The sequence below is a fragment of the Flavobacterium sp. genome (assembly GCF_004211145.1).
In the GTDB taxonomy this organism is placed as follows: domain Bacteria; phylum Bacteroidota; class Bacteroidia; order Flavobacteriales; family Flavobacteriaceae; genus Flavobacterium.
Genome location: NZ_SEBS01000003.1, coordinates 136,246 through 151,711, shown reverse-complemented (window position 1 = coordinate 151,711; position 15,466 = coordinate 136,246). Strand labels below are relative to the sequence as shown.

The 15,466-nt window shown below is 47.1% G+C and carries 15 protein-coding genes; 5 read left to right on the top strand and 10 right to left on the bottom strand.

Annotated features, from left to right (window positions below; translation table 11 throughout):
• Positions 1–20: 20 nt before the first annotated feature.
• On the bottom strand, positions 21–860 hold the full coding sequence (locus tag EOO50_RS02490; RefSeq protein ID WP_290837556.1) for a 1,4-dihydroxy-2-naphthoyl-CoA synthase: 840 nt from the start codon (positions 858–860) through the stop codon (positions 21–23).
• A gap of 59 nt (positions 861–919) precedes the next feature.
• Between EOO50_RS02490 and EOO50_RS02485 the strand changes: the two genes are divergently transcribed.
• The gene (locus EOO50_RS02485) at positions 920–2,020 is read left to right on the top strand and encodes a C1 family peptidase (protein ID WP_290837554.1); all 1,101 of its coding nucleotides are present in this window, start codon (positions 920–922) and stop codon (positions 2,018–2,020) included.
• 119 nt (positions 2,021–2,139) lie between these two features.
• Here the strand turns inward: EOO50_RS02485 and ygiD are convergent, their stop codons facing one another.
• From ygiD to menD, 5 genes are all read right to left on the bottom strand, one after another.
• Positions 2,140–3,018 (bottom strand): 4,5-DOPA dioxygenase extradiol, encoded by an 879-nt coding sequence (gene ygiD, locus EOO50_RS02480; RefSeq protein WP_290837552.1) that lies wholly within the window; start codon positions 3,016–3,018, stop codon positions 2,140–2,142.
• Positions 3,019–3,080: 62 nt separating this feature from the next.
• Complete coding sequence (locus EOO50_RS02475; RefSeq protein WP_290837550.1) at positions 3,081–3,545, bottom strand: DinB family protein; 465 nt, start codon at positions 3,543–3,545, stop codon at positions 3,081–3,083.
• A complete protein-coding gene (locus EOO50_RS02470; RefSeq protein WP_290837548.1) occupies positions 3,545–4,378 on the bottom strand; it encodes a S1-like domain-containing RNA-binding protein in 834 nt (277 codons plus the stop codon). The genes EOO50_RS02475 and EOO50_RS02470 overlap by 1 nt, the downstream gene beginning before the upstream one ends.
• A gap of 263 nt (positions 4,379–4,641) precedes the next feature.
• Complete coding sequence (locus EOO50_RS02465) at positions 4,642–5,442, bottom strand: sulfurtransferase (protein WP_290837546.1); 801 nt, start codon at positions 5,440–5,442, stop codon at positions 4,642–4,644.
• Positions 5,439–7,097 carry a 2-succinyl-5-enolpyruvyl-6-hydroxy-3-cyclohexene-1-carboxylic-acid synthase gene (gene menD / locus EOO50_RS02460; protein WP_290837544.1) on the bottom strand — a complete coding sequence of 553 codons (1,659 nt, stop codon included), beginning with the start codon at positions 7,095–7,097 and terminating at the stop codon, positions 5,439–5,441. Before menD ends, EOO50_RS02465 begins: the two co-directional genes overlap by 4 nt.
• Positions 7,098–7,202: 105 nt before the next feature.
• On the opposite strand from menD, the gene EOO50_RS02455 reads away from it, so the two are divergent.
• Together EOO50_RS02455 and EOO50_RS02450 are read left to right on the top strand one after the other, a co-directional pair.
• Positions 7,203–8,384, top strand: coding sequence for a thioredoxin family protein (locus EOO50_RS02455; RefSeq protein WP_290837542.1), 1,182 nt, complete (start codon positions 7,203–7,205; stop codon positions 8,382–8,384).
• A 1-nt stretch (position 8,385) separates the two neighbouring features.
• Positions 8,386–8,886, top strand: a complete 501-nt coding sequence (locus EOO50_RS02450; RefSeq protein ID WP_290837540.1) for a GNAT family N-acetyltransferase — start codon at positions 8,386–8,388, stop codon at positions 8,884–8,886.
• A gap of 237 nt (positions 8,887–9,123) precedes the next feature.
• Here EOO50_RS02450 and EOO50_RS02445 read toward each other — a convergent pair whose 3' ends face one another.
• Together EOO50_RS02445 and EOO50_RS02440 are read right to left on the bottom strand one after the other, a co-directional pair.
• The gene (locus EOO50_RS02445) at positions 9,124–9,606 is read right to left on the bottom strand and encodes a GyrI-like domain-containing protein (RefSeq protein ID WP_290837538.1); all 483 of its coding nucleotides are present in this window, start codon (positions 9,604–9,606) and stop codon (positions 9,124–9,126) included.
• 16 nt (positions 9,607–9,622) lie between these two features.
• Positions 9,623–10,156 (bottom strand): glutathione peroxidase, encoded by a 534-nt coding sequence (locus EOO50_RS02440; protein ID WP_290837653.1) that lies wholly within the window; start codon positions 10,154–10,156, stop codon positions 9,623–9,625.
• A gap of 390 nt (positions 10,157–10,546) precedes the next feature.
• On the opposite strand from EOO50_RS02440, the gene EOO50_RS02435 reads away from it, so the two are divergent.
• Together EOO50_RS02435 and EOO50_RS02430 are read left to right on the top strand one after the other, a co-directional pair.
• A complete protein-coding gene (locus EOO50_RS02435) occupies positions 10,547–11,077 on the top strand; it encodes a sigma-70 family RNA polymerase sigma factor (RefSeq protein WP_290837536.1) in 531 nt (176 codons plus the stop codon).
• Positions 11,078–11,082: 5 nt separating this feature from the next.
• On the top strand, positions 11,083–11,868 hold the full coding sequence (locus EOO50_RS02430) for an anti-sigma factor (RefSeq protein ID WP_290837534.1): 786 nt from the start codon (positions 11,083–11,085) through the stop codon (positions 11,866–11,868).
• A gap of 57 nt (positions 11,869–11,925) precedes the next feature.
• Here the strand turns inward: EOO50_RS02430 and EOO50_RS02425 are convergent, their stop codons facing one another.
• Positions 11,926–12,210 (bottom strand): hypothetical protein, encoded by a 285-nt coding sequence (locus EOO50_RS02425; protein ID WP_290837532.1) that lies wholly within the window; start codon positions 12,208–12,210, stop codon positions 11,926–11,928.
• Positions 12,211–12,220: 10 nt separating this feature from the next.
• On the bottom strand, positions 12,221–15,445 hold the full coding sequence (gene ccsA / locus EOO50_RS02420; RefSeq protein WP_290837530.1) for a cytochrome c biogenesis protein CcsA: 3,225 nt from the start codon (positions 15,443–15,445) through the stop codon (positions 12,221–12,223).
• Positions 15,446–15,466 lie beyond the last annotated feature (21 nt).

Sequence of the window (15,466 nt, the reverse complement as noted above, 5' to 3'; positions counted from 1 at the left end):
CGCCTTGCACCTTGCCGCCATCACGGAAGCCACTTCTTCTCAAAATTCGGTTTCCTCTTCTCCAAAAACGCATCGCGGCCTTCTTTCGCTTCGTCGGTCATGTAGGCCAAGCGCGTCGCCTCGCCTGCAAAAACCTGTTGCCCGACCATTCCGTCGTCGGTAAGGTTCATTGCGAATTTGAGCATTTTTATTGAGGTTGGCGATTTCGCGAGGATTTCCTGCGCCCATTCGTAAGCCGTGTCTTCGAGTTCTCCGTGCGGGATCACGGCGTTTACCATGCCCATTTCGAAGGCTTCCTGGGCCGAATAATTGCGTCCGAGGAAAAAGATTTCGCGCGCCTTTTTCTGTCCGACCATTTTCGCGAGATACGCCGATCCGTAACCGCCGTCAAAGCTCGTCACGTCGGCATCGGTTTGTTTGAATATCGCGTGTTCTTTGCTTGCGAGCGTCAAATCGCAGACGACATGCAAACTGTGTCCGCCACCGACAGCCCAACCCGGAACGACCGCGATCACGGCTTTTGGCATGAATCGGATCAGGCGTTGCACTTCGAGAATGTTCAAGCGATGCATGCCGTCTTCTCCGACGTAACCCTGATGGCCGCGCGCTTTCTGGTCGCCGCCCGAGCAAAAACTCCAGATGCCGTCTTTGGTCGACGGACCTTCGGCTGACAATAAAACTACGCCGATCGACGTGTCTTCCTGCGCATCGTAAAACGCTCGGTACAATTCGCTTGTGGTTTTGGGCCGGAAAGCGTTGCGCACGTCAGGTCGGTTGAACGCGATTCGGGCGACGCCGTTGTATTTCTTATAGGTGATGTCTTCGAATTCGATGGCGGTCTGCCAGTTAATTTCTGCCATTTTGGTAGATTTATTTGCGTAAAAATACTACTTTTCGGCCGCATAAAAATTAGCTTTCCATGAAAAAATACATTGCCTCAATCGCACTTTTTACGGTAGCCTGTACAGGTTTTTCCCAAAAATATGAATTCCAGTCGATTAAAGATCTCGAATGCGAGCCCGTGATTTCCCAAGGTTCGACGGGAACTTGTTGGAGTTTTTCGAGTACGTCGTTCCTTGAATCTGAGATTTTCAGGACTTCGGGCAAACACATCGACCTTTCAGAAATGTACAACGTGCGCCACACCTACCCGAAAAAAGCATACAATTATATCATGCGCCAGGGAAACGCCCAGTTCGGCGAAGGCGGATTGAACCATGACGTGATCAACAGCGCTCGCGAATTCGGGATTGTTCCCGTGGGCGTATTTTCAGGATTGACTGAAGACGCAAAATCACACAACCACGTAAAAATGGTCGAAGAACTCGAAGCGCTTGTCAAGGCGAACACCAAGAAACCAAGCGCCGACTGGAAGCAAAAAGCAAACGACATCCTCGACAAATACATGGGCAAAGACGTCACGACTTTCAACTATGAAGGTAAAACGTATACGCCTAAGTCATTCCTTGAGATGACGAAACTTAAATTATCTGATTACGTTACGATTACGTCGTTTACCCAAGCGCCGTTCCATACGAATTTCATCCTTGACATTCCCGACAATTTCTCGAACGGAAAAATGTACAACGTGCCGCTGGACGAGTTCGTGGCCAACATCGACAACGCGCTGGAAAAAGGTTATACCTTGGCGCTTGATGCCGATGTAAGCGAAAAAACGTTCTCGGGAAAATCAGGCGTGGCGGTGATTCCGGCGAATGCCGATGACGCGGTTTCCATTCTGTCGGAAATCAAACCTGAAAAGCAAATCACACAGGAATTTCGCCAATCGGAATTCGAGAATTTCAATACGACCGACGACCATTTGATGCACATCGTCGGAAAGGTGAAAGATCAAAAAGGCAATGTTTATTATAAAGTCAAGAACTCATGGGGAACGCAGAACGTCGCAAACGGCGGATTCGTTTACATGAGCGTACCGTATTTGAAGTTGAAGGCGATTTCAGTAATGGTAAATAAGAATGGGTTGATCGGCAAGACGAAAAAAGGTTTGTCGAGCTAAAATTCCTCAATTTTAACGCGAAAACACAAAGTCACAAAGGCGCCAAGATTTTAAATTATCTTGAACTCTTTGTGACTTCGTGTCTTTGTGCTTTTGAGTCAAAAATCGCAACTTTTCTTTCAACCGAGTTTCACCGACGTCATAGTCAACGACCCGCCAACGGCCTTATCGTTAAAGAATTCCACGTCATCCTTAGAATCACGCAACGCCATCGAATACAACAACGGATAATAATGGTCGGGCGTCGGGATCGCGAGTTTCGCCGCGGGATTCAATTTCTCGTAGTCGATCAACGCCTTGAAATCGTCATTTCCGATTTTTTCCTTGAAAATGTGGTTCATCTCAATCGCCCAGTCGAAGCCATATTCAGGTTCCCGGAGTTTGTCCCACGCGACCATGCGTAAATTGTGAACCATGTTTCCGCTCCCAATGATCAGCACGCCTTTCTTGCGCAACGCCTTGAGTTCGCGTGCCAAATTATAGTGATATTCGGGCGGTTTGTGGTAGTCGATACTAAACTGTAAAACGGGAATGTCGGCGTCGGGATACATGTGCCGAACTACGCTCCATGTACCGTGATCCAATCCCCAATCGTGATCGAGACCGATCGTCGTTCCTGAAAATAAGGCAGCAGTTTCGGCAGCGAGCTTCGCGTTTCCGGGCGCCGGATAGTGCACGTCGAACAATGCCTGGGGAAATCCTCCGAAATCGTGTATGGTTTTCGGAAAATCCATTGCGGTTACGTGCGTGCCTTTCGTTAGCCAATGAGCCGAGATCACGAGAACGGCTTTCGGTTTCGGGATTTCGCTTCCAAATTTCGTCCATGTTCTTGAAAATTCATTGTCCTCGATCGCATTCATAGGCGAACCATGGCCAATAAATAATACGGGATGCACGATGTCTTCCTCGTGTAAATCCTTAGTCCAATTATAAAACGGTTGCGTTGATGCCATGAGCGTTCCTCCTATGATAGTTTTTAGAAAATCTTTTCTTTCCATACAACATTTGTATATACAAATATATAATTATAAGTTGGGTTTTAACTTTGACTGGAAAAGTTTTAACGCGTCAAGAAATTTTTGATTTGCCTGTGATGGCGCAAGATGTGGACGATCGCGTGCTCCATCAATTGTTCGATGTCGTACCGCTGTCCCCAATTCGTAAGCATTTTTGACGATTCTTCGAATACTTCCAGATCTTCATCTGAAATATCTTCAAAAACCTGAAAAGTAAAACGAATCACCTCGTCCAGCGCCGCGCGATATTGCGATGAATTTGCAAGCGCAACCCTTGGCGGACGTGACCTTACGTCTCCATTTCTATTCAAGATCGTCGTCGCATAGCCGAATCCCGATGACACGACGTGAGTCAGGACGGTTTGAATGGAAATGCAATCGGGATTGTCGGTTTGGACGTCGGTGACTTCGACGAGTTTTTCATCGGAAATTACCGAAATGGTCCGCTTCAGATCGTCGATCGCGTTCGAATAAATTTCAAGCAGTGCAGTGACAGCGCCCTTGCTCATTATTTCACGAGGTAAATTCCGTCGTCCTTGATTTCGATGAGACGATCTTTATATAAGGAACCGACGGCTTTCTTGAACGTTTTCTTGCTCATCTTAAGGATCGTCTTGATATCGTCGGGCGAACTCGCGTCGTTCAATCGCAGGTAGCCACGACTGGCTTTGAGTTCGTCGAGGATTTTTTGAGCGTTGGGTTCGACTTTTTCGTAACCCGGTTTTTCGAGCGAAACGTCGATTTTATTTCCGGGACGGATTTTCTTGATGAACGCGTTCGTCCTGTCGCCCGTGCGGATATTTTCGTCGAACACCTCGTTTTGGTAGATCAAACCTTTGTGGCGTTCGTTTATGATTACGTTTATGCCGGCATCGGTGATGTGCGAGACGATGATTTCGACTTCCTCGCCTTCTTCGATGTCAAGATTTTCGTTGTCGAGGAATTGGTTCGTCTTGCTCGATGCGACGAGACGTTTCGATTGCTCGTCGAAATACATATACACCAAATACCGCTTCCCCTGCTCCATTTTGCGCGCCTGTTCGGCAAACGGAACGAATAAATCCTTTTCCATTCCCCAATCGAGGAAAGCTCCGAATTCGTTCGTGTAATTCACGCGCAACAAAGCGAACTCATTGAGATAAATATACGGTTCGAGCGTAGTCGCGACTTTTCGTTCCTCGTGGTCGAGATATACGAAGACGTCGGCTTCCTGCCCGATTTCATAAGTCAGCGGCACGTATTTGTTAGGCAAAAGAACATCTTCGTCTTCGTCACCCAAATAAAGGCCGACTGGAGTTTCACGACGAATGGTAAGCGTATTGTATTTCCCGATTGTAATCATTTGTAGTCGTTTGTAGCCGTTTGTAAACGTTTCCACACGGCTCGCCAAAGGTACGAACTAAATCGTGCAATTTTTGCGCACATTCCTGTTAAGCGTAAAGTGTTCACCGTGCGTAACTTTAAACTTTAAACCCTAAACTTAAAGTCATGGCAACCAAGAAAAAATCATCGAAGGAAGATCCGTGTTGGAAAGGCTACGAACGCGTCGGAAACAAGAAAAAAGACGGGAAAGAAGTTCCGAACTGCGTGCCCAAGAAAAAGTGATCACGCCACGGGAAAATCACCGCTTCCCCATTCGCTCCAGGAACCGTCGTAGACGCGAAGATCATCGAATCCCGCAACGGTGGCCGCGAGCGCGACTATGCAAGCCGTGACGCCCGAACCACAACTAAAAATGAGTTGGGTTTGTTTGTTCAGGTCGTCGAAGAGTTTTTCCAAATCGGGTTTTGGTTTCAACCTGTTTCCCGCAAGACAATCTTCGAATGGAATGTTGATCGCCGTCGGGATATGACCACGTTTCAACCCTTGACGTGGTTCATCTACCAGGCCGTTGTACCGATCCGTGTTTCGGGCGTCGATGACAACTGATGATTTTTCCGAGATTTTCTCGAACAGTTCGCTCGCGGAACAAAAGAATTCCGATTTGTATTTTGAGGTAAAATTTCCGGTTTCAGTCGGTGAAATAAAATTCTCAACCGTTTCGAATCCCGCATCTTTCCATGCTATCAATCCGCCATTGAGCACTTCGATATTTTCGAATCCCATCGACCTGAACATCCACCAGACGCGCGGGCTCCAATACGAACCGATGTCGTCGTACACCACGATTGTACTGTTTTGATCGATGCCGAGTTTTCTTGCTTCGTGTTGGAATTTTTCGGGCGAGATCATCGTATGCGGTAATCCTGAAGCTACGTCGCTGAACGTTTCCTCCAAATCGAAATGAATCGAGTTCGGAATCTTTTCAATCACTTTCGACTTCGGGCTTCGCGCATCCAAAATGATCAACCGCGCATCGTTCCGATGTTCGAAAAGCCAATCCGCGTCAACCAAAGGATTTGTCATTCGAGACTTTTGAAGTAGTTTTTGAGCACCGAATCGTTCCGTTTTTCGGGCGTGAAGATTTCGAGGATGGACTTGCCTTCAGACGCGTAGAATTCCGACAACGCTTCATCAAGCGCCGTTTCGTCGGACGCAGTGAAATAGTTGAAACCGTACATTTTTGCCAAATGTTCGGCCGTCAAATTATGTGACGTTTCGAAAAAAGTATTGAAAACCTCGTTCTCCGAATGTCCGGGCAAGATCCTGAAAATCCCGCCACCGCCATTGTTTACGACGATCAACTTGAAATTTTTGGGAATATAGTTGTTCCAAAGCGCGTTGCTGTCGTAAAAGAAACTGATGTCGCCCGTGATGAAAACAGTTGGTTTTCGTGAACCGACGGCGGCCCCAATCGCAGTCGACGTACTTCCATCGATCCCGCTCGTACCGCGGTTGCAGAACACGTCGATCGATTCATCGACTTCAAAAAGTTGCGCGTATCGAACGCTTGCGCTGTTTCCTATCTGCAACATAGAATCCTTTGGCAACGTCGGGATCAATTTCCCGAAAACCTTGAAGTCGGAATACGGCGATTGCTGCAAATAAGCGTCGTGCTTTTTCGCGCGTGATTGTTTGACGGCCGCGGCTTTCTTTGCGTAATCGCTTTTCACGCTTTTGGTGAACGGCAAGATCTGGTTGAAGAAATCGTTGGGATTCGCGACGAAATGATGCGCCAAACATCCGAACGTATTGTACGCCCGCAACGGATCGATATGCCAATGATGTTCGGGTTTATAGTTCCGAAGCCACGCCTTGACTCGTTTGGAAACAATCATTCCGCCGAACGTAATCAGGATTTCAGGACGAAACGCCTCAAAATCCTTGTCCTTGAACGGTGTGATTATCGAGTCGATGCTGCTCAGGAAATCGGGATGGTGCAAATTCGAAGTGACTTCGGTCATCACGACGATCGACGGGTCGTTCATCCAGCTTTGAATGATTTCAGGGTCGATTTCGTCGGGTTCGTTTCCGCCGATGAGTATGAGTTTTTTCTTCGCGGCGTTCCAGATATTGGTCGATGCGATGATATCTTCGATTGATACATTTCGGTAAAATTTATTGGTCGACGAAATCGTGGCGTCGACCGAAAGTTTTTTCACGGTCTCGTAAAGCGGTTCCTCGAATGGCGTGTTGATGTGCGTCGGGCCTTTCCTGACGAACGCTTTGTTGATGGCTTCGTTGATTTTTATGTCGTTTTCCTCGGACGCGTCTTCGGTCAGGTTCGCGTTGTAAAGCGAATGGTTTTCGAACACGTTTTTCTGCCTGATGGTTTGTCCGTCGCCAATGTCGATCTTGTCCGACGGTCGGTCGGCCGAAATCACGATAAGCGGAACCTCGTTGTAAAACGCCTCGGCCACAGCCGGATAATAATTGAGCAATGCCGAACCCGACGTGCACAAGACCGCTACGGGTTTCTTTATTTGCTGGGCGATGCCGAGCGCGAAAAAGGCCGCGCACCGTTCGTCGGCGATGCTGTAGCAAGTAAATTCGGGATGGCTCGCGAAACCTATCGTAAGCGGCGCATTGCGCGATCCCGGCGAAATGACTATTGTAGTTACACCTTTTGCGAGACAAATTTGCAGTATGCTTTGCGCCAAAGGAATTTTTGGGTAAACCATTGAGTGATTTTTACACGACGGCCTGAAACCGCAGCACGGATAAAATCCGGATTAAAGATATATATTTGTAACAACGGTTAAAAACCACCGCTAATTTACTAAAAAATGAGACTTCGCGCGCTTTGCCTCGTATTGTTTTTTCTGGTCTTCTGCCCGACGGATGGCTTTTCGCAATCGACATATCCGTTCAACGAAACCGGTTACGAATCCGTGATGAAACTGGCCAGAAACGGCAACAAACCCGTACTGTATATGTTCTACGCCTCGTGGTGCCCGCATTGCCACGTAATGCGCGACCAGGTTTTTCCCGATGCCGAAGTTAAGTCAATACTCGAAAAGAATTTCATCGTCGCTGCCCAGGAAACCGACGCTCCGGGCGGAAAGGCGCTAATGCGCAAATACAACGTGAATTCGTTCCCGACGTTTATCGTTATCGACGCGAGCGGAAAACTACTCTACGGATTCAGCGGTGAACTCAAGAAAGCCGATCTCATAAAAGAATTGAACGACGCAAAAGATTTGAAAAAGCAATTACCATATCTCGCCTCGGAATTCAACGCCGACAAATCGAATGCCGATAAATGCCTTGCCTATGTCTTGGCATTACGCAAGGCGCGTCAGGACGCCGATGATGTCGCTTCGAGCTATCTCGACACGAAATCGGACAAGGAACTGGTGTCGGCGGCGAACTGGAAAATCATTGCGAATGCGGTGAACGACATCAATTCGCGCGAATTCCAATACGTGTTGAAACATCAAAAGGAGTTCGCGGCGGTTTCGTCAGATAAACGCGTCGAGCGCAAAATCGAAAATATCGCACAGGAAGCGTTGAAATCTTTGGCCGAAGCCAGCGACACGACGGCTTACAAGAAAATCAGGCCACAAGTCAAAGATATGGCGATGCGCAGGACCGATTCGGTTTTGTATGTGTACGACAAGCAGATTTATGAGAACACGAAGAATTGGAAAGCGTATCGCAGCGCGACTTTTGATGCGACCGAAAAGTTCGCGTGGAAAAATTACCAGACGTTGCGGAATACCGCTGGCATTTATCTATCGGAGTTCAAAGATTCCGAATCGCTGAAAAAGGCGATCGTTTGGGCGGAACGCGCTTCAGAACTGCAACCCAGCAAGGAAAGTTACTTACAGATCGCGAAATTGTACGAGAAGACGAACGACATCCCGAAAGCCATCGCCGTGGCGACCCAGGCCAAGGAATTTTGTGAGAAAATAGGCTTCGGAACCAAAGAAGTCGACGAAATCTTAAACAGGCTGCAATCCAAATAACATGGAATTTTCAATACGCAATGCGAATGAAAGCGATGTCCCAGGAATTCTCGGGATCGTAAATCACGCGATTCTGCACACGACGGCGAATTACAATTACGCGCCCCAGCTTTTGGCCGACCAACAACTTTGGTTTGCCGAGAAAACCAAGAAGAACAATCCGATCTTAGTCGCCGATTACGACGGAAAAGTCATCGGTTTCAGCACATATGGAACATTTCGCGAGAAAATAGGGTATCAATTTACGGTGGAACATTCGGTGTATGTTGCCGACGGTTTTTCAGGAAACGGCATCGGAAAAGCATTGCTCCAAAAACTTATTTCGGTTGCAAAAGAACAAGGTTACCACAACATGATTGGTGGAATTGACGCTTCGAACTCAGGCAGTATCGCGTTTCACAAAAAATTCGGATTTGAGGAATGCGGGATTATCAAGGATGCGGCGTTTAAGTTTGACAGATGGCTGGACTTGATGTTTATGCAGTTGTTGTTGGATCGTTGATTTGATTGGAGCTTGTGACTTTGGCGGAACGATTGATTGTTGAAACGTTTAATCGTTTACTTGTCTATTTGACTTCGGGTTTTGCCTTTGGCGGAAGATTGTTTTTTTAATCTACAGAAAGAAATGATTCGACTAACTAGTCTATTTGTTTTTAGGAGTAAAATTTTCTCTGCTTGAATGACCGAATCGTTACCCGAATCCAAACCAAATTTTCTAATCCGCTAATTTTCTAATTTCCTAATCAACTCGAATCGGAATCCAAATCTCTTCCTCCGAATCCACACTATCGTTCTTATATTTCTCACCGAGTATTTCGAAATGCGGACGAGCGTCTATTGCAAATCCAGATTTCGGAAGCCATTCTCCAAAGATATAACCGAATGTTTTTGGGCCGTCGCTGGCCGAGCCTTTGTGAATAAAAACCGCGTATTTTCCAGTCGGGATCGTAAAAGTTTCCATGCCGTCGGGGATTCGCGAAAATTCGGAAACGGGAACTGCGGCCCATTTTTCGAATGTCGCGTCCAATTCCATTTTCGAAAAATCCGTGGAAGAATCGAAAATCTGCATTGAAAACAAATCCGGGCTCTCGGCGTTCACGATTTCTTTTCGGCGCGGCATGAAACTGCGCCAGAGTTCGAAAGTCCTGTTCTGCGCAAACGACATTTGGAGATGAAGCCCGACGAGTTTCGTTTCGGGAAGTTCGGCTATTCGGAAATCCACCTATTGAATTATCGGATTACGACTTTAACCAAGCGAGTACTTTTTCATCGCTCGGGCTTGCCTTTGGTGAAATGACGTTTACGAGTTCACCCTTTTCATTGATCAGATACTTTTGGAAATTCCATTCAACCTCGGAATCCCGTACGCCGTTCAACGATTTCTTCGTTAAAAACTCGTAAAGTGCATCCATGTCGTCGCCTTTAACCGAGATTTTGCTCATCATCGGGAAGGAAACACCGTAATTTTTTTGGCAGAATTCGGCGATTTCGACATTCGTTCCCGGTTCTTGACCCGCAAAATTGTTGGCTGGGAATCCGATAATCACGAAATTCTTGTCCCTATATTCCTGATACAATTTTTCAAGATCTTTGTATTGTGGCGTCAAACCGCATTTGGAAGCGGTGTTCACGATCATGACTTTTTTTCCTTTCAGCGATTTCAGGTCGAATGTGTTTCCGGAAATATCCTGGACTTTATAATTCTTATCGTAGATGCTTGGCATGGTCGGAGCTGGTTTTGTGTTCGGCGATTGGGCTTTTTGCGCGCCCATGGCGAAAGTGAAGAAGCAAACGAAGGCGGTGATGATTGTTTTCATGTGATGTGTTTATATTTCAAAGCTAAGGATTTATGCGAACGTGTGAAAGTTAAAAAACAAAAGCCCGGCTTTCGTAGCTCCGGGCTTTTTTTAGCGGCGATAATCGAATCCCAAACAACTGCCATATCGACGCTATAATCGGCTGCTTTTCCGTAGAAATTATTGCGATAAAAACCGGAAAAAAAGCCAACCTAAGATTGGGGTTGATTTACTTACGTAAAAGTTGTTGTTTGCGGTTTTGTTTCGGACGTAATTTTTTCGATTTTTTTTGAATTGTAAGTTTTTACATTTGTTTAATACAAGTTTGTTAACTGAATTCGATATATTTGAGTAAACATCACATTTATGACACAAGACCAATTACTTGTCTTGATTGCCAACAAAGACGAAAAAGCGTTCACGCACATGTACAACATGTATTCGAAAAGTCTTTTTGCCGTAATCAGCAACATGGTAAGGGAACAGGAAGAAGCCGAGGACGTGCTTCAGGAAACCTTCGTAAAAATCTGGAAGAACATCGATTCGTACAACGAGAGCAAAGGCCGTTTCTACACGTGGATCCTTAATATAGCGCGCAACACGAGCATCGATAAGCTGCGCTCGAAAGGATTTAACAACAGTAAGAAAAACCTCTCGGCAGATAATTTCGTACATCTACTCGAGGACGGCTCAAAAATGAATTACCGCATAGACGCGATCGGTCTGCGGGATTTCGTGAAGAAGCTCAAGCCCAAATGTATTGAAATCATCAATTTACTGTTCTTCAAAGGATATACGCAGCAGGAAGCTTCTGATGAATTACAGATTCCACTTGGAACAGTAAAGACCCAAAACCGAAATTGCATAAACGATTTACGCAACTACTTACAAGTCTAAATTAAATGGAACCTAACGAATATTTAGAATCAGGGATTCTCGAACTCTACGTGTACGGTTTGCTCAGCGACGATGAAAATCTCGAAGTGAGCAAGATGGCGCGCGAACACACGGTCATAGATCAGGAGATCGTGTCGATAGAAAAGTCGATCCTGCAGCTTTCGAGCAGCTTCTCGCCTTTCCTTTCGCCCGAGAATTTCGATAAGATCAAAGAACGTCTCGAGCTCAAGCACGGAAAGGTCGTCGAGATGAAACCGAAGTCGAACGTTTTCCTTTACATGGGGTGGGCGGCATCGCTCCTACTCTTACTGGCCGCGGGTTACTCGTATTTTAACTGGCAGAAAGCCGACGAGCAGCTCATCGTAACCGGAAACGAGAAGAACAAACTCATGGAAACCGTAACCGATCTGGAAATCAAGAATAAGTCGAATTCGACTGCGCTTGGCGTGATTCGCGATACGAAAAACACGGTCGTCGCACTTGGCGGGCAGGCTGTTTCTCCGGCTTCATCGGCGAAAGTATACTGGAATAAGGAGACGAATACGGTTTACGTGGACGCTTCAGGACTTCCGGAACCGCCTGCGGGAAAAGTATATCAGGTTTGGGCGCTTAAGCTCAATCCGCTTACACCGACGAGCATCGGTCTGCTTGACGGATTCGCGAGCAACGACACGCGCATTTTCGCGGTCGACGGCGCAAACGGAGCCGAAGCCTTCGGGATCACGCTCGAACCTGCCGGAGGAAGCAAAAGCCCGACATTGGAGCAATTGTATACACTCGGAAAAGTATAAAAGGTTAGTTGATTATAAAAGGAAAAAGGTCTGGCGTAATTGCCGGACCTTTTTGTTTTATAGCACGCCGAAGAGCAGCGCGTTTGCATAAAGCATCGAAATTGAAAACAGCAGCAATCCGAAAATGATGTTGAAGATCATCTCGTTTTTCTGTCCGTATTTCCTGAGCCAATGACATTCGGCAAACAACACGATCGAATATCCGAACATCAATGCGATCCCTACGAACATCGCGATGATGATCCCGCCCCAGCCGCCATCGAGGAACGCGACCGTAAACACGAGAGCCAAAGCGAATATCGCAAAAAACCCGAAGAACCGTTTGAGAATGTGTTTAAGCATTCGGAAGTAATCAGGCTTTTTTGAAACGTCGGTAACTGAACCACGATGCCAAGCCCAAAGAGAGAGCGACCGCTACCGAGATATACACGAAATCAGGCGTCACGACCTTATCGCCGCTAGCGTACGAATGCAATCCCGTGAGATAAAAATTCACACCGAAATACGTCATCATGATCGAATAAAACGCAATCACGCTCATGAAGTTGAAAATCCATTTGCCGCGCATTCCGGGTACGAATCGCATGTGGATCACGAATGCGTAGATCATGATGCTCACCAACGCCCAGGTTTCCTTCGGGTCCCAGCCCCAATAACGTCCCCAACTTTCGTTCGCCCATTGCCCGCCAAGGAAGTTCCCGATGGTCAACATCACAAGCCCGATGGTCAGCGCCATTTCGTTTATGTAAGTGATTTCCTTGATGTGCAATTCCATGCGATCCTTGTTGTTCTTAGTTACGCAAAGCATCAATATCATGCCCACGACGCCCAAAACCATTCCCAACGTGAACGGCCCGTAACTTGCGACGATGACCGCCACGTGGATCATGAGCCAGTACGAATTCAAAACCGGTTGCAGGTTCGCGATGCTCGGATCCATCCAGTTCCAGTGCGCGATCATCAGGATCATCGAACCCACGAATGTTCCCGAAGCGACCGTAAGTGCCGAGCCGTACGACGGTTTCTTAAAGATCCTCGCGATGATGAACGGCCATTTACCCAACGCCAAAGTAAAAAACATCGTCGCCCAAGCCACGTAGATCATCGATTCGTACGCGTCGCTCCAAGGTGCGTGGCCTGAAATGTACCAACGCGCGATGAGTCCTGTCGTATGTAAAGCAAACAAAAACCAAATCGAAATATGGAAAAATCCGATGATGTATTCCATGAATTTCTTCTGCACGAAAATATTGATGATCGTGAACAGCAACATGAATACGCCGAACATCATATACAAATAATACAGCTTCTTGAAAATGTCGTATTTGTTGTACAGGATTTCCGAATTGATCTTGTCGTCGCTCGGCATCACTTTCGAGCCGTATTTCTTTTGGAATTTGCTGATGCCCGACAAATAGAAATCGGCTTCCTTATAACCGCCTGTCCTGAATGAGTTGTTCAAAGCCGAAAAATAAATCGGAAGGATTTGTCGCGCGAACGTCGAATCGGTTCCTTTCAAGTTCGCCTTGTCGAGTTGAAGCCCTGAAACCCATTTATAGTTCTCGTCGTTCGGAATCGGGAAAATGCGTAATATTCCGCCGCTCAACGCCGAATTCAAAAGGATTACTTTTTTGTCGGCTTCGATGAAGTCTTTCTGGAATTGGTTCGGTACCGACGAACGATAGGCTTCGTCGAGATACGGAGACAATTTGTATTTCCAGTCGGCGGTGAAAAAATCCCCGAATGTCGCGTATTTCGACTTGCTGTCGATGCCGATGATTTTGCGGATGCTGTCGTTTCCGCTTTTGAGATAAATGAACGGAACGTCGAACCACGCCTCGCGATACTGGTTCATCGAAAGGAAAACCTGGTCGGAATTCATGCCTTCGTACGTATCGCTTTTGCTGACTTTCCGAAGCAATTCCGACGAGAACGTGTTGATCGGTTTCATGCGCCCGCCGTCGTCCTGTATCACGAGACGCCCAAATTTGGCGGCGTGTTCCTCGGACACTTTGTATTTCTGCAACGAATCGATGAGCGCTTTCGTCATCTGTTCCCTGTTCATCGCGGGTTGTTTCTGGGTCGGCGCGTGATCGTGTCCATGGTCGTGTTGCTCTTGTGCGAAACCCGACATCGCGAAAAACAACAGCGCGACCGCAGCGATCTTCGCCTTCTTTTTCTTGACCGATTCCAATTTGCGTTTCAATTCGGCGAATCGCGAGTGTTTCGTGAACAAGATCGCCATCATCCCGAAAAACAGCAGGAAGTAACCGATGTACGTGATCCAGGTTCCCCAGAAATCGTGGTTCACTGAAAGTACCGTTCCGAGCTCATCGGGATCGAACGACGCCTGGAAAAATCGGAAGCCTTCGTAATCGAGAACGTGGTTCATGAAAATGCGCGTGTCGAATTTTTTCTTGCCGTCGATTACCGTGACCTGGCTTTCGTAGGCCGAATAACTCTTCTCGGTGCCCGGATATTTCGATGCGATGAAGTCGTTTAGTTTGATGCTGAACGGCAAGTCGTACACCTTACTACCGTAAAACAACGTATAATCGAGTTCGCCAACTTTAACGGTTTGAGGTTCGCCTATCGCGCCTTTCGAGCCCGTAAGCGTAACTTCTTTTGAATCCTTACCCGAACTGATCGTCAAAACGAGCGCGTCGGTTGATTTCTTGTCTTTGTAATCGCCATTCGATTTATACGACTGGAACCCTTTGACCGGCGCATCGGGAAACACGAAACGCGCCGCTCCGACATTATATAACGATCGGAACATAAGCGGTTGGGTCGAATCCTTCTTGACTTTGCCCTGCATTTTATCGATCATTCGCATGTACTCGCCATCGAACGGCATTTGCACGGTCACCGCGCCGCCGGCCGTGTTGATGTTGATTGCGCCCGTCGTGGGTTTATTGAGCGCGAATAGTAAATTGTGGATGTTCTGCACTTCGCCTTCACGCAGGTAATGGTTGTGGCGTCCGTCCTCGCCTGCTTCGACGAGTTTCAGATACGTATGCCCGTTCGGGTTAGGCGTTACGGTATCGGTAGCGCCCATGATGAAATCCTTGTAAGCGATTTTGAAATCTTTACCCGAGAATTCTTCGTCGATTGAAAAATTATTGTTCGTGACCGGAGAAAGCAATAATGGTTCTTCGAATACGCGTCGGCGCATGTTGCCTTCGTGGATGCCGTCGACAAAGACCCTGAGATAGGCTTTGTCGGAATACAGTTTGTTTTCGGTCGCACCCTCGCGTATCGGCATCATGCCCTCGTAGCTGATGTAACGCGTCACGAATGCGCCCGCGATGATCAGGATGAACGATAAATGCAGCATCAGCGTCGCCCATTTTTCCTTCTGCAGCAAATTGTAACGCTTGATGTTTCCGAAGAAATTGATCATAAAAAACAACATGATCGCCTCGAACCACCAGGTATTGTACACCCAAATGCGGGCCGTGTCGGTATTATACTCGTTCTCGATAAAGGTTCCCGCAGCCATGGCAACCGCGAACGTGATGAAAAGAAGGGCCATGAGACGTGTCGAAAACAGTATCGACAGTAGCTTTTTTCCCATTGTGGAAGTACATTTTTAAAC

Excerpts from the sequence above, each read along its gene's own strand:
- EOO50_RS02435 (WP_290837536.1), top strand. The coding sequence starts at position 10,547 with ATGACACAAGACCAATTACTTGTCTTGATTGCCAACAAAGACGAAAAA.
- ygiD (WP_290837552.1), bottom strand. The coding sequence starts at position 3,018 with ATGGAAAGAAAAGATTTTCTAAAAACTATCATAGGAGGAACGCTCATG.
- ccsA (WP_290837530.1), bottom strand. The coding sequence starts at position 15,445 with ATGGGAAAAAAGCTACTGTCGATACTGTTTTCGACACGTCTCATGGCC.
- menD (WP_290837544.1), bottom strand. The coding sequence starts at position 7,097 with ATGGTTTACCCAAAAATTCCTTTGGCGCAAAGCATACTGCAAATTTGT.
- EOO50_RS02425 (WP_290837532.1), bottom strand. The coding sequence starts at position 12,210 with ATGCTTAAACACATTCTCAAACGGTTCTTCGGGTTTTTTGCGATATTC.
- EOO50_RS02455 (WP_290837542.1), top strand. The coding sequence starts at position 7,203 with ATGAGACTTCGCGCGCTTTGCCTCGTATTGTTTTTTCTGGTCTTCTGC.
- EOO50_RS02475 (WP_290837550.1), bottom strand. The coding sequence starts at position 3,545 with ATGAGCAAGGGCGCTGTCACTGCACTGCTTGAAATTTATTCGAACGCG.
- EOO50_RS02440 (WP_290837653.1), bottom strand. The coding sequence starts at position 10,156 with ATGGGCGCGCAAAAAGCCCAATCGCCGAACACAAAACCAGCTCCGACC.
- EOO50_RS02430 (WP_290837534.1), top strand. The coding sequence starts at position 11,083 with ATGGAACCTAACGAATATTTAGAATCAGGGATTCTCGAACTCTACGTG.
- EOO50_RS02485 (WP_290837554.1), top strand. The coding sequence starts at position 920 with ATGAAAAAATACATTGCCTCAATCGCACTTTTTACGGTAGCCTGTACA.
- EOO50_RS02490 (WP_290837556.1), bottom strand. The coding sequence starts at position 860 with ATGGCAGAAATTAACTGGCAGACCGCCATCGAATTCGAAGACATCACC.
- EOO50_RS02470 (WP_290837548.1), bottom strand. The coding sequence starts at position 4,378 with ATGATTACAATCGGGAAATACAATACGCTTACCATTCGTCGTGAAACT.
- EOO50_RS02450 (WP_290837540.1), top strand. The coding sequence starts at position 8,386 with ATGGAATTTTCAATACGCAATGCGAATGAAAGCGATGTCCCAGGAATT.
- EOO50_RS02465 (WP_290837546.1), bottom strand. The coding sequence starts at position 5,442 with ATGACAAATCCTTTGGTTGACGCGGATTGGCTTTTCGAACATCGGAAC.